Origin of the sequence: Paenibacillus whitsoniae (assembly GCF_003955665.1) — a bacterium.
GTDB lineage: Bacteria > Bacillota > Bacilli > Paenibacillales > NBRC-103111 > Paenibacillus_E > Paenibacillus_E whitsoniae.
In genome coordinates this window covers 19,135-40,882 of record NZ_RXHU01000078.1, presented here as the reverse complement: position 1 = coordinate 40,882, position 21,748 = coordinate 19,135, and the positions used below count along the sequence as shown (strand labels likewise).

The 21,748-nt window shown below is 52.8% G+C and carries 30 protein-coding genes and 1 riboswitch; of the genes, 19 read left to right on the top strand and 11 right to left on the bottom strand.

Annotation, left to right across the window (positions count from 1 at the left end; translation table 11 throughout):
* The first annotated feature begins 45 nt into the window (after positions 1 to 45).
* The 8 genes from EJQ19_RS32920 to EJQ19_RS23895 all read left to right on the top strand — a co-directional run bounded on the left by EJQ19_RS32920 (position 46) and on the right by EJQ19_RS23895 (position 5,893).
* Positions 46 to 177 (top strand): hypothetical protein, encoded by a 132-nt coding sequence (locus EJQ19_RS32920; protein ID WP_277600980.1) that lies wholly within the window; start codon positions 46 to 48, stop codon positions 175 to 177.
* Between the two features lie 273 nt (positions 178 to 450).
* On the top strand, positions 451 to 1,302 hold the full coding sequence (locus tag EJQ19_RS23925) for a patatin-like phospholipase family protein (RefSeq protein ID WP_126143765.1): 852 nt from the start codon (positions 451 to 453) through the stop codon (positions 1,300 to 1,302).
* A gap of 49 nt (positions 1,303 to 1,351) precedes the next feature.
* Positions 1,352 to 1,461, top strand: a riboswitch (TPP riboswitch).
* A gap of 123 nt (positions 1,462 to 1,584) precedes the next feature.
* Positions 1,585 to 2,607, top strand: a complete 1,023-nt coding sequence (locus tag EJQ19_RS23920) for an ABC transporter substrate-binding protein (protein WP_126143764.1) — start codon at positions 1,585 to 1,587, stop codon at positions 2,605 to 2,607.
* Between the two features lie 21 nt (positions 2,608 to 2,628).
* Positions 2,629 to 2,919 carry a thiamine-binding protein gene (locus EJQ19_RS23915; protein ID WP_126143763.1) on the top strand — a complete coding sequence of 97 codons (291 nt, stop codon included), beginning with the start codon at positions 2,629 to 2,631 and terminating at the stop codon, positions 2,917 to 2,919.
* Positions 2,919 to 3,686: an ABC transporter permease gene (locus tag EJQ19_RS23910; protein WP_126143762.1), complete on the top strand. Its 768-nt coding sequence runs from the start codon at positions 2,919 to 2,921 to the stop codon at positions 3,684 to 3,686. Before EJQ19_RS23915 ends, EJQ19_RS23910 begins: the two co-directional genes overlap by 1 nt.
* A gap of 13 nt (positions 3,687 to 3,699) precedes the next feature.
* The gene (locus tag EJQ19_RS23905) at positions 3,700 to 4,467 is read left to right on the top strand and encodes an ABC transporter ATP-binding protein (protein WP_126143761.1); all 768 of its coding nucleotides are present in this window, start codon (positions 3,700 to 3,702) and stop codon (positions 4,465 to 4,467) included.
* Complete coding sequence (locus tag EJQ19_RS23900; protein ID WP_126143760.1) at positions 4,460 to 5,266, top strand: TatD family hydrolase; 807 nt, start codon at positions 4,460 to 4,462, stop codon at positions 5,264 to 5,266. The genes EJQ19_RS23905 and EJQ19_RS23900 overlap by 8 nt, the downstream gene beginning before the upstream one ends.
* Before the next feature lie 75 nt (positions 5,267 to 5,341).
* Entirely contained in the window at positions 5,342 to 5,893 is a 552-nt protein-coding gene (locus EJQ19_RS23895; protein ID WP_126143759.1) for a DNA-3-methyladenine glycosylase I, read from the top strand.
* 196 nt (positions 5,894 to 6,089) lie between these two features.
* Here EJQ19_RS23895 and EJQ19_RS23890 read toward each other — a convergent pair whose 3' ends face one another.
* The 5 genes from EJQ19_RS23890 to EJQ19_RS31975 all read right to left on the bottom strand — a co-directional run bounded on the left by EJQ19_RS23890 (position 6,090) and on the right by EJQ19_RS31975 (position 8,851).
* Positions 6,090 to 6,440 carry a hypothetical protein gene (locus EJQ19_RS23890; protein WP_126143758.1) on the bottom strand — a complete coding sequence of 117 codons (351 nt, stop codon included), beginning with the start codon at positions 6,438 to 6,440 and terminating at the stop codon, positions 6,090 to 6,092.
* Positions 6,441 to 6,533: 93 nt separating this feature from the next.
* Positions 6,534 to 7,079 carry a GNAT family N-acetyltransferase gene (locus EJQ19_RS23885; RefSeq protein ID WP_126143757.1) on the bottom strand — a complete coding sequence of 182 codons (546 nt, stop codon included), beginning with the start codon at positions 7,077 to 7,079 and terminating at the stop codon, positions 6,534 to 6,536.
* Between the two features lie 73 nt (positions 7,080 to 7,152).
* Positions 7,153 to 7,452 (bottom strand): hypothetical protein, encoded by a 300-nt coding sequence (locus tag EJQ19_RS23880; RefSeq protein ID WP_126143756.1) that lies wholly within the window; start codon positions 7,450 to 7,452, stop codon positions 7,153 to 7,155.
* A 155-nt stretch (positions 7,453 to 7,607) separates the two neighbouring features.
* A complete protein-coding gene (locus tag EJQ19_RS23875) occupies positions 7,608 to 8,591 on the bottom strand; it encodes a YpdA family putative bacillithiol disulfide reductase (protein WP_126143755.1) in 984 nt (327 codons plus the stop codon).
* 83 nt (positions 8,592 to 8,674) lie between these two features.
* The gene (locus EJQ19_RS31975; RefSeq protein ID WP_164716696.1) at positions 8,675 to 8,851 is read right to left on the bottom strand and encodes a hypothetical protein; all 177 of its coding nucleotides are present in this window, start codon (positions 8,849 to 8,851) and stop codon (positions 8,675 to 8,677) included.
* A 179-nt stretch (positions 8,852 to 9,030) separates the two neighbouring features.
* Here EJQ19_RS31975 and EJQ19_RS23870 point away from each other — a divergent pair, with 179 nt between their 5' ends.
* Positions 9,031 to 9,285, top strand: a complete 255-nt coding sequence (locus EJQ19_RS23870; RefSeq protein ID WP_126143754.1) for a DUF2164 domain-containing protein — start codon at positions 9,031 to 9,033, stop codon at positions 9,283 to 9,285.
* A 24-nt stretch (positions 9,286 to 9,309) separates the two neighbouring features.
* A complete protein-coding gene (locus EJQ19_RS23865; RefSeq protein ID WP_241243064.1) occupies positions 9,310 to 9,984 on the top strand; it encodes an NUDIX hydrolase in 675 nt (224 codons plus the stop codon).
* Positions 9,985 to 10,060: 76 nt separating this feature from the next.
* Here the strand turns inward: EJQ19_RS23865 and EJQ19_RS31970 are convergent, their stop codons facing one another.
* Complete coding sequence (locus tag EJQ19_RS31970; protein ID WP_164716695.1) at positions 10,061 to 10,225, bottom strand: hypothetical protein; 165 nt, start codon at positions 10,223 to 10,225, stop codon at positions 10,061 to 10,063.
* A gap of 15 nt (positions 10,226 to 10,240) precedes the next feature.
* Positions 10,241 to 10,495, bottom strand: coding sequence for a YpbS family protein (locus tag EJQ19_RS23860; protein ID WP_126143753.1), 255 nt, complete (start codon positions 10,493 to 10,495; stop codon positions 10,241 to 10,243).
* Positions 10,496 to 10,708: 213 nt separating this feature from the next.
* Here EJQ19_RS23860 and hrpB point away from each other — a divergent pair, with 213 nt between their 5' ends.
* From hrpB to EJQ19_RS23845, 3 genes are read left to right on the top strand one after another with little or no spacing between them, the layout of a single operon-like run.
* Positions 10,709 to 13,195: an ATP-dependent helicase HrpB gene (hrpB, locus tag EJQ19_RS23855; RefSeq protein WP_126143752.1), complete on the top strand. Its 2,487-nt coding sequence runs from the start codon at positions 10,709 to 10,711 to the stop codon at positions 13,193 to 13,195.
* A gap of 27 nt (positions 13,196 to 13,222) precedes the next feature.
* Positions 13,223 to 13,969, top strand: coding sequence for a lipase family protein (locus EJQ19_RS23850; RefSeq protein WP_126143751.1), 747 nt, complete (start codon positions 13,223 to 13,225; stop codon positions 13,967 to 13,969).
* On the top strand, positions 13,935 to 14,201 hold the full coding sequence (locus EJQ19_RS23845; protein WP_126143750.1) for a hypothetical protein: 267 nt from the start codon (positions 13,935 to 13,937) through the stop codon (positions 14,199 to 14,201). The genes EJQ19_RS23850 and EJQ19_RS23845 overlap by 35 nt, the downstream gene beginning before the upstream one ends.
* Positions 14,202 to 14,274: 73 nt before the next feature.
* On the opposite strand, the gene EJQ19_RS23840 is transcribed toward EJQ19_RS23845, so the two are convergent.
* The gene (locus EJQ19_RS23840) at positions 14,275 to 14,778 is read right to left on the bottom strand and encodes a hypothetical protein (RefSeq protein WP_126143749.1); all 504 of its coding nucleotides are present in this window, start codon (positions 14,776 to 14,778) and stop codon (positions 14,275 to 14,277) included.
* 158 nt (positions 14,779 to 14,936) lie between these two features.
* Between EJQ19_RS23840 and EJQ19_RS23835 the strand changes: the two genes are divergently transcribed.
* From EJQ19_RS23835 to EJQ19_RS23815, 6 genes are all read left to right on the top strand, one after another.
* A complete protein-coding gene (locus EJQ19_RS23835; protein ID WP_126143748.1) occupies positions 14,937 to 16,037 on the top strand; it encodes a GntR family transcriptional regulator in 1,101 nt (366 codons plus the stop codon).
* Positions 16,038 to 16,129: 92 nt separating this feature from the next.
* The gene (gene araA / locus EJQ19_RS23830; RefSeq protein WP_126143747.1) at positions 16,130 to 17,617 is read left to right on the top strand and encodes an L-arabinose isomerase; all 1,488 of its coding nucleotides are present in this window, start codon (positions 16,130 to 16,132) and stop codon (positions 17,615 to 17,617) included.
* A gap of 132 nt (positions 17,618 to 17,749) precedes the next feature.
* Positions 17,750 to 18,751: an aldose 1-epimerase gene (locus EJQ19_RS23825; protein WP_126143746.1), complete on the top strand. Its 1,002-nt coding sequence runs from the start codon at positions 17,750 to 17,752 to the stop codon at positions 18,749 to 18,751.
* A 97-nt stretch (positions 18,752 to 18,848) separates the two neighbouring features.
* On the top strand, positions 18,849 to 19,022 hold the full coding sequence (locus tag EJQ19_RS31965) for a hypothetical protein (RefSeq protein WP_164716694.1): 174 nt from the start codon (positions 18,849 to 18,851) through the stop codon (positions 19,020 to 19,022).
* A 77-nt stretch (positions 19,023 to 19,099) separates the two neighbouring features.
* Positions 19,100 to 19,438, top strand: coding sequence for an ASCH domain-containing protein (locus EJQ19_RS23820; RefSeq protein WP_206438478.1), 339 nt, complete (start codon positions 19,100 to 19,102; stop codon positions 19,436 to 19,438).
* A 68-nt stretch (positions 19,439 to 19,506) separates the two neighbouring features.
* Complete coding sequence (locus tag EJQ19_RS23815; protein ID WP_126143744.1) at positions 19,507 to 19,953, top strand: hypothetical protein; 447 nt, start codon at positions 19,507 to 19,509, stop codon at positions 19,951 to 19,953.
* Positions 19,954 to 20,225: 272 nt separating this feature from the next.
* Here EJQ19_RS23815 and EJQ19_RS23810 read toward each other — a convergent pair whose 3' ends face one another.
* The 3 genes from EJQ19_RS23810 to EJQ19_RS23800 form a co-directional block, all read right to left on the bottom strand.
* On the bottom strand, positions 20,226 to 20,456 hold the full coding sequence (locus EJQ19_RS23810; protein WP_126143743.1) for a cold-shock protein: 231 nt from the start codon (positions 20,454 to 20,456) through the stop codon (positions 20,226 to 20,228).
* A gap of 62 nt (positions 20,457 to 20,518) precedes the next feature.
* A complete protein-coding gene (locus EJQ19_RS23805; RefSeq protein ID WP_126143742.1) occupies positions 20,519 to 20,719 on the bottom strand; it encodes a cold-shock protein in 201 nt (66 codons plus the stop codon).
* A 267-nt stretch (positions 20,720 to 20,986) separates the two neighbouring features.
* Positions 20,987 to 21,679: a class I SAM-dependent methyltransferase gene (locus tag EJQ19_RS23800; RefSeq protein ID WP_126143741.1), complete on the bottom strand. Its 693-nt coding sequence runs from the start codon at positions 21,677 to 21,679 to the stop codon at positions 20,987 to 20,989.
* Between the last annotated feature and the right edge of the window lie 69 nt (positions 21,680 to 21,748).

Sequence of the window (21,748 nt, the reverse complement as noted above, 5' to 3'; positions counted from 1 at the left end):
CTTCCGACATCTCATACTACGGTGGAGATGACGGAGGTGATTTACTTGAGCAAAGCGGATAAAAAGAACAATCAACAGAACGAGGCGCACTTCACCGAAGAGGCGCAGACGCTGTCCAAGGAAAAGGCGGACAAGCTGCCTCCAAGCCTGAACAACATTAGTAAAACAAGCACATAATGTGTGTGCGGAGGCATTATCTCAGAGGAGGCATGGAAGTTTCTTGCTTCCTCTTTTTCATTTTCGCCAAAACTGTAAATTAGTTTAGGACAGTTTCTTGAATTTCCGCAAAAACGCGCCTAAACTGCCTTTTTCCCACAATCTGAACGCGAAAAATAGAGAAAATCTGCGTGTTTGTCTCATTTTCGAAGGGAAAGACACGTTTATTTTGATTTACATTTCCTGTATGCTAGACAGTGGTGCAGTTAGACAGTTAGAAAGAGGGTGCCTCCCATGGAAGGAATAGGACTCGTACTGGAAGGCGGAGGTATGCGCGGGGTATACACTGCGGGAGTCTTAGAATACTTGATGGAACAAGATTTATATTTTCCTTACGTTGTTGGCGTATCGGCGGGGGCTTGCAATGCCATTTCTTACATTTCGAGGCAGCTCGGCAGAAACAAGAAAGTCACGCTCGATTACATTGCCGACCATCGCTATTTAAGCTATCGGAACCTGATTCGACATAAAAGCATTTTTGGCATGGACTTTATTTTTAACGTCATTCCGAATCAGTTGGTCCCGTTTGACTATGAGACCTTTTACAACTCAGATCAGCAATTTGCGATCGGTACAACAGACGCGCATACAGGGGAACCGATTTATTTTACCAAACACGAGCTTATGGAGCAGACGATTCCGATTATACAAGCGTCCAGCTCACTGCCGTTCGTGGCGACGCCGATGCAGTATAAAGGAAGAACGCTGTTTGACGGCGGGCTGGTCGATCCGATTCCAGTGCAAAAGTCGGTGGCGGACGGCAATAAGAAGCATTTAATTGTATTGACCAAGGAGTTTGGGTATCGGAAACGGCCGTTCAAACAGGGGTGGTTGGCTCGATCTTTTTACCCGCGATATAAGGGATTAGTGAATGTGTTGGTCAACCGGAGTGAAATTTACAACAATACGCTGCAGATGATCGACACGATGGAAGCGGACGGCAGCGCCTTGATTATTCGCCCTTCACAGAAAGTGACCGTCGGCCGGATGGAGAAGGATCCGAAGAAGCTGCAAGCGTTGTTTGAGCTGGGCTATGAGGATGCCAGACGGCTTGGCATGAAGCTAAAGGAATGGGTCAAAAAATAAGGAACAATTGCCTTTTGTCGAAAATTGCGGTATGGTAGGGATTGACCAATAAGAACGACACGGGAGCTTGTGAAGTCAGGCTGAGATTGTGACCGGGATGTCACTTACCGTTTATCTGATCTGGGTAATGCCAGCGTAGAGAAATATAACTACATGCAGGTTCTTCGGCCGCTGCCGCGGTTGGATCAGCTTGTCAACTTACATTTTCTACAGATGGCGCTCCCGGATTCCGGGGGCTTTTTTCTTTTGGTACAACAGGGTGTGGAGAGGAGAAATATAAAGATGAAATGGACGAAACTGGCACCAGCGATGCTGGTTGGCTTGACGGTGTTGATGGCGGGCTGCGGGAAAGCGCCTGGGAATGATGTAACGAAGCCTGCGGGAAGCGCGAAGCCGTTGACAGATGTGAAGGTTGTCCTGGACTGGACGCCGAATACGAATCATACGGGCCTCTATGTCGCGAAGGATCAAGGCTTCTTTGAGCAAGAGGGCCTCAATGTGCAAATTATTTCCCCGGGCGAAAGCGGGGCGGATGCGATGGTTGCCTCCGGCGCGGCGGAATTCGGCGTATCATATCAGGAGAGCATTACGCAAGGGCGTATTCAAGGCGTGCCGCTAGTGTCCATTGCTGCGGTCATTCAGCATAATACATCGGGCTTTGCGTCGCCGGTTGCGAAGAACATTAAGACGCCGAAGGATTTCGAAGGGAAAACTTATGGCGGTTGGGGAGCACCGGCTGAAAGTGCGATGATTGAATCCTTGATGCAATCCGAGAAAGCGGACGCGAGCAAGGTGAAGATGGTGAATATCGGTGAGGCGGATTATTTTACGGCAGTGAAGCGGGATATTGATTTTGCTTGGATCTATTACGCGTGGACAGGCATTGACGCCGAACTGCGCGGCGAGCCGATGAACATGATTTATTTGAACAAATATTCGGATAAACTGGACTATTATACGCCGGTGCTGGCTACGAACGAGAATATGATCAAAACCAAGCCGGACGTCGTGAAGGCATTCGTTGCCGCTGCGTCGAAAGGGTACCAATTCGCGATTGCGAAGCCGGAGGATGCGGCGAAAATGCTCACGAAAGCCGTGCCTGATCTGGATCCGAAGCTGGTAACAGCGTCCCAAAAATGGCTCGCAACCCGCTATCAGGACGACGCGCCGCGTTGGGGCGAGCAAAAGCGCAGCGTTTGGGAGAACTACGCGAACTGGATGTTGGATCATAAGCTGCTGGAGAAGAAGCTGGACGTCGACGCCGCTTTTACGAACGACTTTCTGCCGGCGGCAGGCACGAAATAAATGGAGGAAGGCGGTTGGAGCATGGCAAACGCGCTTGTAAGTATTCAAATTTTGCCTAAAACGGTAAACAACGAGGACGTCATCCCTTATGTGGATCGCGCAATTGAAGTGATTGCTGCGTCTGGCGTCAAATATTTCGTATCCCCACTGGAAACGACGATGGAAGGCGACCTTCCGCAGTTGCTGCAAATCATCCAAGATATGAATGCGGCGATGATCGACATGGGGAGTCCGAATGTCATTTCTCAAGTGAAAATTTACTTCAATCCGTCCGGCGCGTCGATGGACAAGCTGACGGAGAAATATCGGTAATGCGCAAATCGCGCTGGTTTCAAGCAGGATGGCCGCCCCTTGTGGTCGTTATCCTGCTTCTGCTCGTTTGGCAGTTGGCCGTCACTTGGGGCGGCACAGCGTCGTGGCTGCTTCCCAGCCCATTGAAAATACTTCGAGACGGCACGACGGACATGCCGCGCGTGTGGATGCACACGTGGGCGACGCTCAAACTGATGCTGCTGGGCTTTGGTGTTGGCAGCGCGATCGGCCTTATGGTCGCATGCGTGCTGCACAGGATGCCGTTCGTAAAGGCGGGTTTTTATCCGCTGCTTATTCTTTCGCAGAACATCCCGGTCATTGCGATCGGGCCTTTGTTGGTCATTCTACTCGGCTTTGGCATCCTGCCGAAGCTCGTCCTTATTTCGCTTGTTTGTTTTTTTCCTGTGACGATGTCGACGCTCGATGGCTTGACGCAGACGGATCGAAGCATGCTCAGCTACATGCACATGATCGGCGCGAGCTCGCGTCAAATTTTTTATAAACTTGAGCTGCCGCATGCTTTGCCCTTTTTGTTTACGGGGTTAAAGATCTCCGCCACGTACAGCGTCATGGGTGCGGTGATTGCGGAGTGGCTCGGCGGAAATGTCGGGCTGGGGTATTACATGATTTTGCAAAAATCTGCGTTTCGGGCGGATCGAGAGTTCGTGGCCATCGGTATTATCGTGATCTTGAGTCTGCTCTTTTTCTGGTGCATTGCGGGGCTTGAGAAACTGGTCATCCGCTGGCAGACGAAGCGGTCATCTTAAGGAGGCTGGCACGATGGCGAAATTGGAATTGAAAGAAATCCGGCACAGCTTTCCGGTCAAAAAGCAGCTCCAGCCCGTGCTCGGCGATATTTCCCTTACGGTCGGTGAAGGGGAATTCGTGTCGTTGATCGGCCCTTCGGGGAGCGGGAAGAGCACGCTCTTTCATATTATAGGCGGATTGATCAAGCCGACAGCTGGGGAAGTCTGGCTGGACGGCAAGCAAGTCACTGGCGAGAAAGGCTTGATCGCGTACATGCCGCAAATGCCAGCGCTGTTTCCGTGGCGCTCGATTGAAGCCAATGTCGCGCTAGGCCTGGAAGTGGCGGGGGAGAGCCGGAGCAGCGCGCTGGAGAAAGCGCGTGAATGGCTGCCGAAGGTCGGACTTGGCGGCTATGAGCGGGAGTATCCGCATGTCTTGTCAGGCGGTATGCAGCAGCGTGTGGCTTTTTTGAGAGCGTTGCTAAGCCCTCAGGAGCTTATGTGCCTGGATGAGCCGTTTGGAGCGCTAGATGCGCTGACTAGGCTGGAGATGCAGGCGTGGCTGCTTTCAATATGGGAGCAGAATAAGCGCTCGATTTTATTTATTACGCACAGCATCGAGGAAGCGCTCTTCTTATCGGATCGCATTTATGTGCTTTCTAATAAGCCATCGACCGTGCTGGAAGAGCTCCATGTACCGTTTGCGAGGCCGAGGACGGAAGCGGTGATGCTGGAACCGGCGTTTATTGACATGCGGCAGCACATCCAGCGCTTGCTGAGAAAGGAGAGGGCCAATGTATAAGGCGATCGATGCACATATACATCTGGATATGTACCCGGAGGTGCGGGCTCGGGAGATATGCGAGGAGCTGGTTGGCAACAATGTGCTGGGGCTCGTGGCGGTATCGCGCCATTTGGCGTCCTGCCAAGCGACTCAGCGGCTAAGGGAATCGTTCCCGGATCACGTGTGGGCAGCGTATGGCTTTCATCCCGAGCAGGCGCTGCCTTCGGATGCGGAGCTTGCTGAGCTGCTGGCATGGATTCGGGAGCGGAAAGACGAGATGGTTGCGATAGGGGAAATCGGTTTGCCTTACTATACGCGCACGGAAGTAGAAGCGGAAGGGCGTCATTTTGAAGAGGAGCCGTATGTGAAGCTGTTAGAGCAGTTTATCGCGCTGGCTGCAGAACTGAACAAGCCTGTTGTGCTCCATGCCGTGTACGAGGATGCCGATGTGGTGATCGACTTGCTACATAGGCATGGCGTGTCCAAGGCGCACTTCCATTGGTTCAAAGGCCCGGTTAGTACGATACGGCGTATGATCGAGGCGGGATATTTCATTTCAATCACACCGGATGTGTGCTATGAAGATGAGATCAGAACGCTTGTTCGAGAATATCCGTTGACGCACATCATGGTGGAAACTGACGGGCCTTGGCTGTTCGAGGGGCCATTTGAAGGGCAGGCAACGCATCCGCGTATGGTTCATGTTGTCATCGAGCAGATCGCTTTGTTGAAGGGGCTTGCTGTTGCCGAGACGGCGGCGATTGTGCGCGGGAATACGGAGCGGTTTTATGGATTGAACGCACGGGACAAAGACTAACTGGACAATCGGTTAGTCTTTGCTTTATAATCATGATAGAACATTTGTTCTACTATTGGTGAGGTGAAGACGAACATGCATCGTTGCAGTTGGGTAAATGAAGATCCGTTATATATACACTACCACGATCATGAATGGGGCGTTCCCGTACATGATGACCGCAAACTGTTTGAGATGCTCAATCTGGAAGGCGCGCAAGCGGGCTTGAGCTGGTATACGATTCTCAAGAAGCGCGAGAGCTACCGCGAAGCGTTTGATGGCTGGGACCCGGAAGTAGTCGCACAATACGACGATGCGAAAATGCAAGATCTGATGCAAAATCCGGGCATCGTTCGCAATCGACTCAAAATTGCTGCGGCCGTACAGAACGCGAAGGCGTTCTTGAAAGTGAAGGAAGAATTTGGCACGTTTGACGCTTATATTTGGCGATTCGTTGGCGGCAAGCCGACTGTGAATCACTACGAGCACGGTCAACGCCTGCCGGCCAGCACCGACGTGTCGGATGCGATGAGCAAGGACTTGAAGAAGCGCGGCTTCAAATTCGTCGGATCGACGATTTGCTATGCATACATGCAGGGCGTAGGAATGGTGAATGATCATATGCAGGGTTGTTTTAAAGCGAATTGAACAGGGGTCAATCATTAGTATCCTATTCGCACGTTGGCTGGCGGCATGTGGGTTCAAAACGACGAGCAGGCCTGGAGCGGGCAGGTTGACCGGGTTGGAGAAAAAATACAAATAGCGGCAAGCATCGAGGGGGAAAATGTCCTGAGGCGTGCCGTTATTTGTTCATGAGACAAAAAAAGAGACGACTTTTCCCTTGTCAATGGGATGTACCGCCTCTTAATTCTAATTTGTCTACACGGTCATTTATTTGATCAAAATCAGTTTCAACAAAACGTAGTCGGCGCTCAACCTTATTAAGAGAATTTACCGTTTCGCGTCTGAATTCGTTCATATCTTTTTTGAACTCATACATATCTGTTTTGAACTCATACATATCTTTTTTGAATTCATACATATCTTTTTTAAACTCATACATATCTGTTTTGAATTCATTCATATCTTTGCGGAAATGCAGCAGTTCGTCGGCTAGCGAGTCTGTCTTCGCATTTGACGTTTCAACTGCTTTTAAAATCGCGCTGAGAAGTTCGCGCTCGTTCATTTCGCCCATCACAATCGACCTCCACGTTTAGTTTATCATGGTATGGTACGCTTGCCCACACAAAAATTCAACCTGCGGCAGATTTAGTCTTGTTGGACTGCACTAAATGCCCAACCGCCAATTGTTGCACTGCATGAAGTGACCTGGCGGATATTCGAACTCGCACGGCTGAATAAGTGTGAAGCCTAGCTTACGGCAAACGGCGTTGGAAGCCGGGTTGTCGATACTCGGAAAGGCATGAATAAACTTGATTTGCTTGTCGGGATCTGAACCGGCACTGCCGTCAGCAGCCGCTTTGGCGAGCGCAACGGCTTTCTGAACAGCTGCAGTCGCAAAGCCTCTTCCTTGGAACGCAGGCAGGATGCCCCAGCCCATCTCGTAGATGTCCTCACCCTGCCACTTGGTGTTCCAGTAGCCTACACTGCCGACGGCCTGGCCGTCTGGCACCGATACAACGCTGAACATGCAGCCGGCCTTGCGTTCAGTAAGGGTCAGGTACCGCTCGTGCCGTGCGGCAAGCTGATCTTCCGTTTCCGGGCCGCCGAGATGCTCCATCATGTCGGGCGCATTAAGAAGATGGAGCAAATTCAGATCGGCAGGTGCCCAAGGTTCAATGTTTACTTGAGAATATTGTTGCTGTTCAGACATAGGACGGTGACTCCTGACTATTTAAAATAAAAACAATTGAGCATAAAGCTTCATCAAATGGACGGCAACATCATCAGGCATATTGCAACTGCTTCTCAATCAAATTCTGCTTAATCAAATAAATCCGTTTGCGCACATAGAAGTCGTAGACAGCTCCGGTGAGTTCGCGGGGCTTGATCAGATTGTTCGTATCATTATCAATAATGGTGACGGAACCGTCGTCGTAAAACTTGAATGTATAGTCAGCATAATGCGTTGAAGCTTCATCCAGCATGTCATCGATTTGTCCAGGAAGCAGGTGGTCAGTTTCACACAATGCCTTATGATACCAATAATCCCGCTCAATAAAACGAAAATTGTGAGTAGTGTTCATCGTGATAACAACCTCCTCTGCGATATGGAACATTTGTTCTTGTTTCTAGTATAACAAACAAATGTTCGTAATGGAAGAGGGGGACGCATATATTTGGAAAATATTTTCATAGAGTCGATAACAGAAAAGCGAGCCCGCAGGCCCGCCCGTTACCGTTATTTGTGCTGCATGCCATCTACAATGTGCTTTGTAATGCCAAGCCCGTGCAAACGCCCGGACTCGATAAATATTTCGTTCGCATCATACTTCGAAGCTGCTACTACGCCTGCTACGTATAGGCCCGGGATGTTTGTCTCCATCGTCTCAGGATTCACGATTGGCGCGTTCGTCTCCGTGTGGAAATTGACGCCGATGTCTGTGAGCAGCTGTCGGTCCGGTCGGAAACCGGTCAGCGCAAGCACAAAGTCGTTCACCAGGGTCACTCGCTGATCCTCTTTACGAACAACGATGTCGTGTTCGCGGATCGCCTCAACCTGAGAGTTAAACCACATCTGGATACGGCCTTTATTGACCATACTTTCAAATAAAGGTCTGACCCACGGCTTGATGCTCGCGGAAAAACCGCTCCCGCGATAGACAACCGTCACTTCGGCACCTACCCGAAGAAGATCCATCGCCGCATCCACCGCGGAATTGTTGCCGCCGATGATGGCGACTTTTGCCCCTGCATAAGGGTGGGCTTCTTTGTAGTAGTGTGTCGTTTTCGGCAGATCTTCGCCAGGAATCCCAAGCAGGTTCGGATGATCAAAGTACCCGGTCGCCACGACGACTTTGCGCGCGTCATAGTCGGCTTTTCGGCCAAACTGGTCGACGGTATGGATTTTAAAACAGTCCCCGATGCGTTCGATCCGCACCGCTTCCTCATAGCTGTGAATGCGGAGCTGCTCCCGGCGAGCGACCTCGCGATAATAGACGAGCGCCTCCTGCCGATATGGCTTCTCGTGGGGTGTTGTGAATGAATAACCGCCAATTTCAAGCAGCTCCGCTGTACTGAAAAACTGCAAATACGTCGGATACAAGTAAATGGAATGGACGATGCAATTTTTTTCTATGAGTAATGGCGAAAGCCCTTCCCGCTGCAACGCAACGGCGGCAGATAAGCCGCAAGGACCTGCCCCAATGACGATGACGTGTTCCATCTCGATTTCTCCTCCCGTGTTCCAATTCCAACCTTAATAGTAGCGCAACCGGGAGGAGATGCCAAGTGCAGCCAAGATGCTGCCTACTTTTGATTCAGCTGATTTTCTTCATTAGCTTCACTGATGTCGTCTTTGGCGACATTGACAGACGTCGTGTTCGGCGCATTTTCCAACGTGTCGTTTACGAATTCCATGTCTTGGTTCTCAGCGTTCGTATTCGTTGTTCCGGTATAATTCCCTGCGTGTTTATTGTTTTCCATTGCGGCACGTCCTTTTCTCACATGGGATGTTGTTGCTAGTGAAACATTTTTAACGTGCACAGGTGGGGTCATTTTTATTCCCTTTTAAAGGAAATCGCTGCTTGCCGAGCAGGGGGCCGCCGGAAGATAGTTCCACGTGTCAAAATCCGCTATAATAACATAGAGGACTGGAGGGACATATGAAACCGATTAAACTGCCAAAAGAAGAGAAACAAATGCTGATCGACGACTTGCAGGCGCATTTGGAGCTGGAGCATGGCGTCACGCTGGGGCAATTGGCCACCGAACAACTCGTGGAATACATGATAAATCAATTGAAGGAACCCATCTATAATCAAGCGATTGACGATGCGTGCCGAACGGTGAGTGACCGCATGGCGGTGCTGGAAGAGGATTTGTACGCGCTGAAAGTGTCCAAACGGGCAAGAAGATAGCGAGCGAAGCTGAGGAGAATCAGAATGATGCAGGCAAAATCAGAGGAACAATTCGATATTTACGACGGAGATCGTAACTGGCTAGGCGTTGCTCCGCGCTCAGAGGTGCATGCCAAAGGCTTATGGCACCAGACATTCCAATGCTGGATCGTCAACAGGTCGACGGGGACGCCGCAGCTTTATTTGCAACTGCGTGCACCGAATAAAGATCTGTTTCCCAGCTTGCTGGATATCTCTTGTGCCGGCCACTTGGAGGCTGGAGAGTCCGTGGAAGCGGGAGTACGGGAGTTGGAGGAGGAACTGGGCCTGACAGCTCGTTTTGAAGATTTAATTCCTTGCGGCATGTTCGCTGAAGAGGATGTCATCTCGCCAACGCTGATCGATCGCGAGTTCTGCCATGTATTTCTCTATGAGGTGAGCAAGGACACCGAGGAGTTCGTTTTGCAAGCAGAAGAGGTTAGCGGGTTGTTTGCAGTGGATTTGCAGGCGTTCGCCAGGCTGGTTCAGGGCGAATTGACGGAAATTCCGGGGACGGGGATACGAAGCGCTGACGATGGCGAATATCGGGAAGCCGGTATGACGGTGACACGGGAAAAATTAGTTCCGCATCCGCAGGCGTATTATGAGTTGCTTTTTGGGGAGATGACGAGGCAAGGTTGGCTCGTAGGCGGTTATTCAGCAGGGAGTGGAGTCGGATAGAGCCGATATAACTTTCTAAACAGGCGAAAAAAGAACCGGTTCAGCCGGACTGAACGGTTCTTCCTGCGAGTCACTACTAGACAAAGTAGGCATTTGCGATGTAGACATAAGCTACGTAGCAAACGATGGAAAGCGCGATGCATAGAATGCCAAACGTAATTTTACGCTTGAACAACAGCAGGAAGCCGGCGCTGAAAGCCGAACCCATCACCAGCATCGAAATAAAGGTTAATACGCCCATAAATTATGTATCTCCTTACCCTTTTTTCACGAAATCACGTACCATGTCCTCGGTTACATAGGAACGAAGAGGAGAAATGCCTTCTTTGGCATGCGCAATAATCTGAGCCGTTACCTGATTGATGGCGTCGACGGAAAAGGGAAGTCCGCGTCTGCATAGATCGACTGCAGCTTCAATGGCCTGCTCACGCTTGGCATCCAGCTCGGCAAAACGGACCAGGTGCTGGTGCTGCTTTTTTGAATGTTGGGATATAGCTTCATGTACATTCATGTGAAAGTTCTCCTTTAAATTGCCAGATTCACATTATAGTGCGAGTTCAAAAACATCCTGATCAAAGACGGCATTTTGAACAATTACTTCATAGTATACACGATTGAAATGAGAAGGAACAGGCTTGTCAAGGGAAAAGGAATGAAGAAACTGTGATTTTTGATTATCTCCATAAATTATTAATGGGATTAACTAAATGGCGGGGTGACCAAGATGCCGGTTTTACCGATTGACGCGATCCTGACGCCCATTTTGGATACGCTTGACCAAAGCCCTTGCGCGCTAGTCGTCGCCCAGCCGGGCGCGGGTAAAACGACCCGCGTGCCCCTGGCGCTGCTGCGGGCGGAATGGCTGCAAGGCCGCAAAATAATAATGCTGGAGCCGCGAAGGCTGGCGGCCCGGGCGGCAGCGCGTTTTATGGCGCAGCAGCTCGGGGAGCAAGTCGGCGAAACTGTAGGTTATCGGGTCAAAGGTGATACGCGCGTCGGCTCCGCTACGCGGATTGAAGTGATCACCGAGGGCGTCCTCACCAGGATGCTGCAGAACGATCCGGTGCTCGAGGGCGTCGGGATCGTGATTTTTGACGAATTTCATGAGCGGAGCTTGCATGCCGATCTTGGACTGGCGCTATGCCGCCAAATTCAGACTGTGCTGCGCGACGATCTGAGGCTGCTTGTCATGTCAGCAACGATGGAAGCTGAGGCGGTGTCCTCGCTGCTGGACGACGCGCCGATTCTGGAAAGCGAAGGCCGTACGTATCCGGTCGAGACGCATTATGTGCCGAAGCCGCTCACAGGGCCGATTGAGAAAGCCGTTGTGGCGGCGGTCGCTCAGGCGCTCAGAGCCCACGAAGGCAGCGTGCTGGTGTTCCTTCCCGGCACGGCGGAGATCCATCGTACGGCAAGCGGCCTCGTTGCGCTGCAGCTCGGCCGGGAGGTGGAGATTGCGCCGCTCTACGGGAATCTGCCGCAGGAGGCGCAGGACCGTGCCTTGGCGCCTGTTCGCACGCAAGGTCACCGGAAGGTCGTACTGGCGACCTCCATCGCCGAGACAAGCCTTACCGTGGAGGGCATCACGGTGGTGATCGACAGCGGGCTCATGCGCGTATCGCGCTTCTCGCCCCGTACCGGCATGACCCGTCTGGAGACGGTGCCAGTGTCGGTTGCCTCTGCGGATCAGCGCAGAGGCCGGGCGGGCCGGCTCGGCCCAGGCGTATGCTACCGCCTGTGGACCGAGCAAGAGCACCGGCAGCTCCAGCCAAGCTCGGTGCCCGAGATCCGCGAGGCGGATCTCGCTCCGCTGGCGCTGGAGCTCGCCGCCTGGGGCGAACCCGACCCTGCTGCGCTGGTCTGGCTGGACCCGCCGCCGGAGGCTGCGTACCTCCAGGCGCGGGATCTGCTCGTTCAGCTCGGCGCGCTAAACGAGAGCGGCGGCTTGACGCCGCACGGGGGGCGCCTCGCTGCGCTGCCCCTGCACCCCCGGCTTGCGCACATGGTGCTGCAAGCCATTCCGCTCGAGCTCGGCGCGCTGGCGTGCGAGCTCGCGGTCATGCTGAGCGAGCGCGATGCCCTGCGCGCTGCGACGAAGGATGCGGATGTGCGCAGCCGCATCGAACTGCTTCGGCGCGCTGCCGCAGGCGAGCAGCGCGAGGGCGTTGACGCCCGCGTATGCCGCCGCATGGCGGCGGAAGCGGGCGAGTTGATGCGGTCGCTCGGCGTGAAGCCGAGCGGCGCGGATACGGCGGCGAGCGGCTTGCTGCTCGCCTTCGCGTATCCCGATCGCGTCGCGCAGCGGCGATCGACGGGGCGCTTTTTGCTCAGCGGCGGGCGCGGCGCTGATCTGCCGGAGCTGCAGCCGCTCTCGAATGAGCGGTATCTGGTCGCGGCCGAGCTCGAAGACAGCGGCGTAGACAGCCGCATTTATTTGGCGGCGCCGCTGGAAGAGGAGGCGTTGTATGAGGCTTTTGAGGGGAGCATCCGCAAGGAGCAGCTCGTGCAGTGGGACGCGGCAGGTGGAGTGGTCAAAGCAAGGGAGCGCTGGCGGTTCGGCGCATTGACGCTGAAAGAGACGGTGCTGGCGAATCCGGACCCTGAACGGGTGCTGGAGGCGCTGCTGAACGGCATCCGGGCAGAGTCGCTGGACATCCTGCCGTGGACGCGGCAGGCCAGACAGTATCAGCAGCGATGCCTTTTTTTACACCGCTTTGTGGAGGATTGGCCGGATATGCGCGAGGAGACGCTGCTGGATACGCTCGAGATGTGGGCAGGACCGCATCTGTACGGCGTAAAATCCAAGGGCGGCTTGGAACGTATCAACTTGACAAGCCTATTAGAAGAAATGCTAACATGGGAGCAGCGGCGCTCTCTTGACGAATGGGCGCCTACGCATATCACTGTGCCGAGCGGTTCCCGCATCCCCGTCGACTACAGTGACCTAGAGTCGCCAAAGTTGTCCGTGCGGCTGCAGGAAATGTTCGGATTGACAGATACCCCGCGGATCGCGAAAGGGCGGGTGCCGATCACAATCCACCTGCTGTCGCCAGCGCAGCGGCCCGTTCAGGTGACGAGGGATTTGGCGAGCTTTTGGCGGGATGCCTATTTCGAAGTGAAAAAAGATCTCAAAGGCCGTTACCCTAAACATTACTGGCCGGACGACCCGATGGCGGCTGTGCCGACGAACCGGGCGAAGCCGCGCACGTAGCCGGCAAGGAAGGAAGCTGAGCGAGCGATGACCCATCAGACAGAGAAGCCCGCGATGGCGGTTTATGTGACGGCTGGCTTTGCGACAGCGCCCAATTTTCTGGACGAGTTCGCAGATAAGCTGGTTGCACGTTTGGTGCAGGAGGGCATCTCCGTGCGTGCCGTCATCCATTTTCCGTATGGCGATTGGCATCGTTCGAAAACGAAGCAGCTTATCGAAATCGCGAGCGACTTGTGGCGGCATACCCACAGAAGACGGACGAAGTTCGGCGGCATAGGCGTGGCGCGACTGATTCGGCAGGACGCAGCGGCAAACGAACGCCTCTTGCTGATTGGGCACAGCGCCGGTGCCGTGGCGGCTTTGATAGCGGCGCAACTGCTGCGGGGGGAAGGGCGCACGATTGCCGGCGTCATCCAGATCGGGTCACCTCGATGTGCGGTTCCGGCGGCATTGCAGGATGTGGTGCTGAATATAGAGGGCGTGCATCCGGAGACTAAGCAGCGCGACGTTATTCCGCATTTTGGCACCTGGGGCGGGTTAAGCTTGCGCAAATGGTTTACGCTGGGCTGGCATCGCACGAAACATGCGCCAGTTCATCGCATCACCTTGCCGCTGATCGGCGGGCATCCGGATTATTTTCGGAGCGGCGCTCCTTATAGATGGAAGGAAAGAACAAATTTACAAGCGGTCGTCGACGTCATTTGGCGGTGGCTGCAAACTCGCGAGGAGGAAACAAACCATGCTGGACATTATCAAAGCCACGATGGAACATAGCAAAGAGGACGGTTACCTTGGGCATGTGGCGTTTTCGGTGAAAGGGCACGAGCATCCGTACGAAATCACGCTCCAAGACCCAAAGGGGAAAAACGACTGGAGCTACGCCCTGAATTTTTTGAACGAATCTGGCAAGGAAGAGGACATCGAAGCTGTTGAGGAGCTGCTGGAGGACGATGAGTTTTTCGATCAGCTGATCGAAGCGGCGAGAGGAGCTTTGGCAGGGAAGTAAGCTGCGGCAGTGGGAAGCGGGTCGCCTTGCGGGGTGACTCGTTTTTTTTTATACAGCCTCTCAACCGACCGCCTCACGAGCGGCCCCTCTTCCCACCCGGCTTGAAAACCGACAATAGGTACATCGCGACCAATGCGACAATCTGTATCCCGATGCCTGTGAAGAACATCAGACTGTTCGATACATAAGCGCCTTGCGTCGCGCCGCCAATCCCTGTATCTTGAAGTAGCGTAATTCCGCGCAGCGTCCATATGTGCATGCCGAATGGGCCGATCAGGATGACGAGCAGGGTGAGCACTTCTTTGCTTATAATCCAGCGGTATTTGAAAAGTCCCCAGTGCGTCCAGACGGAAAGCAGAATGCCAGTGACGGTGGTGCCGATTGTCGAGGCTCTGATGGAGGTATCCGAAAGGACGTGCATGCTGCGATAGCTGGCAAGCACCAGTCCGGCGTCATTGGAAGCGGCGGCTGTGATGCTCAGAATAAGAAAGACGACACTGGTTCCGAGTAAAATAGCAGAAAATAGAATGTGCAGGCTGAGCAGCCATTTTTTCGACTTCATCGAGAGGGTTGGCATTGGATACGCTCCTTCGTTCAATTCGAGTAGCCCTAGCGTAACAGTCAGAGTTTAACAGAAGCTAATCCAAATCTTAAATTTTTATAAACTCTGTTATATGTACATACAAGTTGGCGAAATGGTATAATACGTTCACCATCAAGGCTTGGAGGAACCGCATGTCAGAAAAGCAATTACCAAAATACATGCAGCTGAAGCAGGAAATTTTGACGTGGCTGCAAAACGGCAAACTGAAGCCCGGCGACCAGATGCCGTCGGAGAACGAGATTGCCGAGCAGTATATGATGAGCCGGCAAACGGTCCGGCAGACATTCGGCGAGTTGGAAAAAGACGGCTGGCTGTACCGGATGCAGGGCAAGGGGACGTTCGTATCCATGCCGCAGCAGTCGGAGAAGGGCCGGGATGTACAGACAATCGGCATTATTACCACGTACATTTCGGATTATATTTTCCCGATTATTGTGCGGGGGGCCGAAGCGGCACTGCGGGAGAGAGGCTACAGGCTGCTGTTGTCCTCGACGGATAACGACAAAGCCAGGGAGCGGGACAGTCTCGAGATGATGCTCAGCGAGCCGCTGAGCGGGCTGATTATCGAGCCGACGAAAAGCGCGGAGGGCAACCCGAACCTGAGCTATTATTTGTCGCTTGATTATCAGGAGATTCCGTATTTGATGATCAACGAGCGGTACTCCGGCCTGCAATGCCCGGTCATGATGATCGATGACGAGGAAGGCGGCTTTCTGGCGGCGCAGCACTTGATCGAGCTGGGGCATCGGCAGATTGCGGGCTTTTTCAAGATCGACGACCTGCAGGGAATGAATCGGTTAAAAGGCTTCGTACGCGCACACCAGCAGTACGAAATTCCGCTGCTGCCGGAAAATGTTGTGCACTACACGACCGAGGAGAAGTGGCAAAAGCCTTTCGCTGCCGCAACGGATATGCTGCGGCGCGAGCAGGCTCGTCCGACAGCGTTTGTCTGCTATAACGACGAGCTTGCCGTGAATCTGTTGGAAGCTGTCCGCTCGATGGGCTTGCTGGTGCCGGCCGATGTATCGATGGTCGGCTTCGACGACTCATCGCTGGCGACGGCGACGGAAGTGAAGCTGACGACGCTCTCCCACCCGAAAGCGGAGCTTGGCCGGGAGGCGGCGGAGTTGCTGATCTCTATGATTGAGCAGCCTAAAGGAGATCAGCCAAAGCAAGGCAAGCTTTACAAACCTGAGCTAGTAGTAAGGGAGTCTACGCGGCGATTCGCGTAGCTCTCTTTTTTTCGTTTGCCTACTTTTCAACTTGTACGTACAAGTGTTATACTGGGTGTATGAGTTCGAACTTTTATAAGGAGGCAATTCCTATGCATTCATTTGAAAATAAACAGTTTTGGTTCGTTACCGGCTCTCAGCACTTGTACGGACCAGAGACACTGCTCCAGGTTGAAGATCACACCAAGCAAATCACTGCCGGTATTTCGAAATCCGAGGCGATCCCGTATCCAATCGTATTTAAAGACGTCCTGACGACGCCAGACAGCATCCGCAGACTGCTGCTCGATGCCAATTCGGATGACAGCTGCGCAGGGGTCATTACGTGGATGCATACGTTCTCCCCGGCCAAAATGTGGATCGCAGGCCTCGCCGAGTACCGCAAACCGCTGCTTCACCTGCACACGCAATTCAATCGCGATATTCCGTGGGATACGATCGACATGGACTTTATGAATTTGAATCAGGCGGCGCACGGTGATCGTGAATACGGTTTCATCGGCACGCGGATGGGCGTAGCCCGCAAAGTCGTCGTCGGCTACTGGGAAGACCCGGCTGTGCTTGATCGTATCGGCGCCTGGATGCGCATGGCGGCGGGCTTTGCGGAAAGCCGCAATTTGAAAGTGGCGCGCTTTGGAGACAATATGCGCCATGTAGCGGTGACCGAAGGCGATAAGGTCGAGGCGCAGATCAAATTCGGCTGGTCGGTAAACGGCTTCGGCGTTGGCGATCTCGTGCAGCGTGTGAACGACATCTCGGAAGCGGAAGTTGACCGCTTGATGGAAGAATACAGCGAGCTGTACTCGATTGCAGAAGCAGGCCTTGCAGAAGGCCCGGTTCGCAACGCGATTCGCGAACAGGCGAGAATCGAGCTGGGGCTGAAAGGCTTTTTGCAGGAAGGCGGTTTCGGCGCATTCACGACGACGTTCGAAGACCTGCATGGACTGAAGCAGCTCCCGGGGCTTGCCGTGCAGCGTTTGATGGCGCAGGGCTACGGCTTTGGCGGCGAAGGCGACTGGAAGACGGCAGCGCTGACGCGCGTTATGAAAGTGATGGCGGGCAACAAAGGCACGTCGTTCATGGAAGATTATACGTACCATATGGCGCCGGGTGAAGAGCTCGTGCTGGGCGCGCATATGTTGGAGATTTGCCCGACGATTGCGGCGACGCGCCCGACGGTGGAAGTGCACCCGCTTGGCATCGGCGGCAAAGCCGATCCTGCGCGACTCGTTTTCGACGGCGCTTCCGGCGCTGCGCTCAATGCTTCGCTGATTGACATGGGCCACCGTTTCCGCTTGCTGATCAACGAAGTGGATGCCGTTCAGCCGGTGCAGGCGATGCCGAAGCTGCCGGTCGCCCGCGTACTGTGGAAGCCGCAGCCGTCGCTGCGCGATTCGGCAGAAGCATGGATTTACGGCGGGGGCGCGCACCACACTGTATTTTCATACCAGGTCAGCACCGAACAATTGATTGATTTCGCCGAGTTAGCGGGGATTGAAGTGGCTGTCATTAACAAGAACACGTCGGTTCAGCAATTCCGCAACGAGCTGCGCTGGAACGAAGCCATTTATACGAAATAAAATGTCACATTTATCAATATCACCATAATTTCTGTCCATTGACTTCGGGAAAGTCGATGGGCTAAAGTAAAATGAGAGCAAAGTCCGTCGAGGCTTGCTCTCATTTGGAATTTCAGGAGGAGAACCCAGAGGATGACGACGAAAGCTTTTCAAGGTACATTTCACGGTGAGCCCGCGATTTGGCTGCAAGCCGGACGTTACGAAGCGGCGGTGCTGCCTGAGGTAGGCGCGAATCTCATCGCATTTCGAGATACAGAGAATCAGTACAACTTTCTAAGAGAGCCGGGAGCGGAAGAAATGGAAGCGTTTAAAGCGCGTCCGGTCGTGCACGGAATTCCCGTGCTGTTCCCGCCGAACCGCTATGAAGACGGCAAGTTCCCATGGAATGGGAAGGTGTACCAACTGCCGGTGAATGAAGCGAAGACCGGCAATCATTTGCACGGCTTTGTGCATTACATTCCTTGGCAGGTCGAGAAGTTCAGCAGCGACGAGACCGAAAGCCGGGTTACGCTTGCCTTGCAGGTGAGAGAGGGCCATTCCGTGCACGCGTATCTGCCGTTTGAATTTACGATCCGGTTAACCTACACGCTGTCGGCGCTCGGTTTGCAACAGCACGTTTCCGTACATAATGAAGGCAAGGAAGCGATGCCTTGCTTGCTCGCGTTCCACACGACGCTGAATACGCCATTTGCGGCAAATAGCGCAGCATCCGATTATACGTTCCAAATGACGATCGGCGAACGCTGGCAACTCAACGAGCGCATGCTGCCGTCGGGCGATTTCCAAGCGCTTTCGGCCGATGAGGAGAAGATGAAGGTTGGCGGATTGTCGCCGTTTTTCGAGTCCATGGACAACCACTACACGACGCTGCCGCAAAATAACCGCAGTTTCATGGCGCTGACGGACAGCCGGAACGGCGTTAAGCTGATCTATGACATCGGTACGTCTTACAAGCAGTGGATGATTTACAACAACGGCGCACAGGAAGGCTGGTTCTGTCCAGAGCCACAAATCAACCTGGTCAATGCGCCAAATGTGAATCTGCCGGCCAACCAAATTGGCCTTGCTTCCCTTGCTCCGGGCGAGATTTGGGAAGAAACGTCCAGATTGTACGCGGTTCCTGCAGGTCAATAGACGATAAGGCAGGTTTAACCCCCTTTTATGCTTACGGTAATGCTTCTACGACGCCGGTGCATCCAAGGGGGTATTCGCTTGTAAAGGGGGAAGTCGAATGCAGAACTGGAATGAGCTTGATAAGGCGGAATTGGTGGCCAAAGTGTTGGAACTGACCGGGGAGAATGACCGCTTGAAGCAGGAAATCGCTAAACTTCGAGGAGCCAAGCGGACGCCAAGCCATGCCATGGACACGATGGCGACAAAGCTCAAGGAGGCGCTGCGTGAGTAGCCGGTGATCCGAGCGTTGCTTGCGTTGCCGGTGCAGTATTCGCTATAATGGGAGCTGGTAAAAGGAGGGAAATACGTATGGATGTGAATGAGACATTACCGCCGAAGACCTGTTCTATCGACCGGCTCGTTACGAAAGAAGCGGAAGTAAGCAAGGTACTTGCGGGTCAGAAAACAGCTTGCCGTCGCAACGGACGTTACGCCGACATCGGCGAGATCATGGAGCTCGAAGGCAAATCGTTCGTCGTCACGAACGTTTACCAACAGAGCCTGGGAGAATTGACGGTCGAACACGCCAAGATGGAAGGTCATGAGACGGTTGAGGAATATCGGGACAGCATTCTGTCCATGCATCCCGGCATGCCTTGGCTGCCGCAGATGAAAGTATGGGTGCACGAATTCAAGCAAGCGGAGTAAAACGAACGACACGAAGCAGTGCGCAGCCGGGAAGGCGCGCACTGCTTTCAATAAGTGTACAGAAACGGATGAGTAGAGTGTCTTGGTATGTTGTACTGTTGTATTTGCATATTTTTAGCGTTGTATTAAGCATTGGGCCTTATTTCATACTGTTTCCATTATTAAGCAAAATCAGATTTGCTCCGTTCGAGCTGCTGCCGGACTATCTGGAGCCGTTTCGGATCACCGTTCGGCTGACGAAGCATGCGGGCCACGTGCTCGTGGCGACCGGCATTATTCTGACTTGGCTGACCTCATGGACATGGTCGACGTCCTGGATTGTGGCGACAGTGCTCATCATGGTCGCGTCGCTGTATTTTATCGCACGGGCGTTCTCGCCGCTGCTGCGGCAATTGAAAGCGCCTCATGATGATCGCCAGGCGATCGTGGACAAGCTGCGCCGCGCGCTGATCTTATATGTCATCATCACACTGTCGATGATGTGGTTCATGGTGGCGAAACCGACGCTGTGGTGAGCCCCCATGTTTTTTACGATTGTTTTACGCACGTTTTGGGACTTTTTTGTCAAATAAATCGAGCTTTTTTTGTGCTTTATCGATTTGCAGCAAATAATTTCCTGAAATTTCCATTGGAAAAGACCATGTAAAGGAGGCAACCAAACAGAAGGCAGCCTCCCCATACAGTGAAAAAAAATGAAGAAAACGCGCAGGAAATCATGATCAACCACGAGCTCTTCTTAATAATATCTCATTCCTTTCATTGCTTTGTGTCGTTCGATAGTAAGAAACTAAGAGATCAGTCTGCCTTTATGAAGAGACTTCATATTTTTATTGGAGTTAGGAACTATAGGGAGCATTTTCAAGCTGCTTATCATGGGAGAAAGGCAGAGATGACAAGTTGGGACGTGTTCAAACGAAAAATTGTCCCGAATCCACCCATTACAACCTTCTCTACTGCACGCCCATATTTTCGTGTTTTCTTGAACGAGATCCTCTATCGATTTTTTTCGGAAGTACATCGTTTCTCCTCCTCTAATAAAAAAACTGCCCTCAACATGTGTTTAGGACAGTTCCCTGTGAACTACAGTTTTACAACATTTTCGGCTTGAGGACCGCGGCTGCCTTGAGCTACATTAAATTCAACGCGCTGCCCTTCGTCCAACGATTTGAATCCATCCCCTTGAATCGCGGAGAAATGAACGAATACGTCATTTCCGCCCTCCATTTCAATAAATCCAAAGCCTTTCTCTGCGTTAAACCATTTCACTGTTCCTGTTTCCATTCTGAAATTACCCCCAAATTTTGATTAACATGCTTTTTAAACAAAAAAACTCGCACATTGAAAAGGGTACCATTACACAAATGATCACTTTTCAATATGTGAGTTTATGTTCAAGCTGCTTATAACTTTATAATAACACACAATAATGTGATAAGCAAAGCGGTTTATTTAAGTTTATTTAAGCCCATGTTCCCTAGGACAGCATATTCTCGAAACAGCTCCATACTGCCTGTGAAGGCTGCCGTCCCCGGGGGGACGGCCAAACCGTTACAGTTTGCGTCCGAACATCACAACAAAATTGTAGGACTTGAACACGCAGTCCACATCTGCAAACCCATACTCACGCAGCCATCCCAACTGATCGTCCAGCGGCGCCATGCGGTCGAGCTTCGTCCGTTCGTAAGCGGCATTCAGCTCGTCGCGCGTGAGGTCGGTCGCCTCGATTTTCGCCTTCCAGTCTGATCGATACATTTCGTCGATATAAGGCGTCCCGCCCTGCACTTGATCTGCGTTGACAAACACGCCGCCCGGCTTCAGCAAGCTGTGAATATGGCGATAGAGCCCCTGCTTCTCTGCGTCCTCCAGATGGTGAATGGAGAGAGAAGAAATCACCGCGTCGAAAGGCGCGTCCCCAGTATACTTCGTATAATCCTCTGCGATGTAGGTGATGTCGACGGGAATGCCGTCAAACCGTTCTTTGGCTTTTTCCAACATGCCCGCGGACAGATCGATAAGCGTGAAAGCCGCTTGCGGATACTTCGTGTAGACGTAGGAAGAGAAAAGCCCGGTTCCAGCGCCGAGATCGAGGATGCGAGGCTGGTCAGAAACCGTTTGGACGAGCGCCGCAGCCGTTTGATAAAAGCCGTCAAAGCAAGGAATCAGCTTCCTGCGTTGGCTGTCATATTTTTCGGCGACTTCGTTAAATTTGCTCAAAATTCTCGCGTGATCGTGTTCATTCATTGAAAATCAGCTCCATTCCGTTCTTGTTGGTGGTCATGTGTTCATTGTAGAAGGAACGGCGCAGGAAAT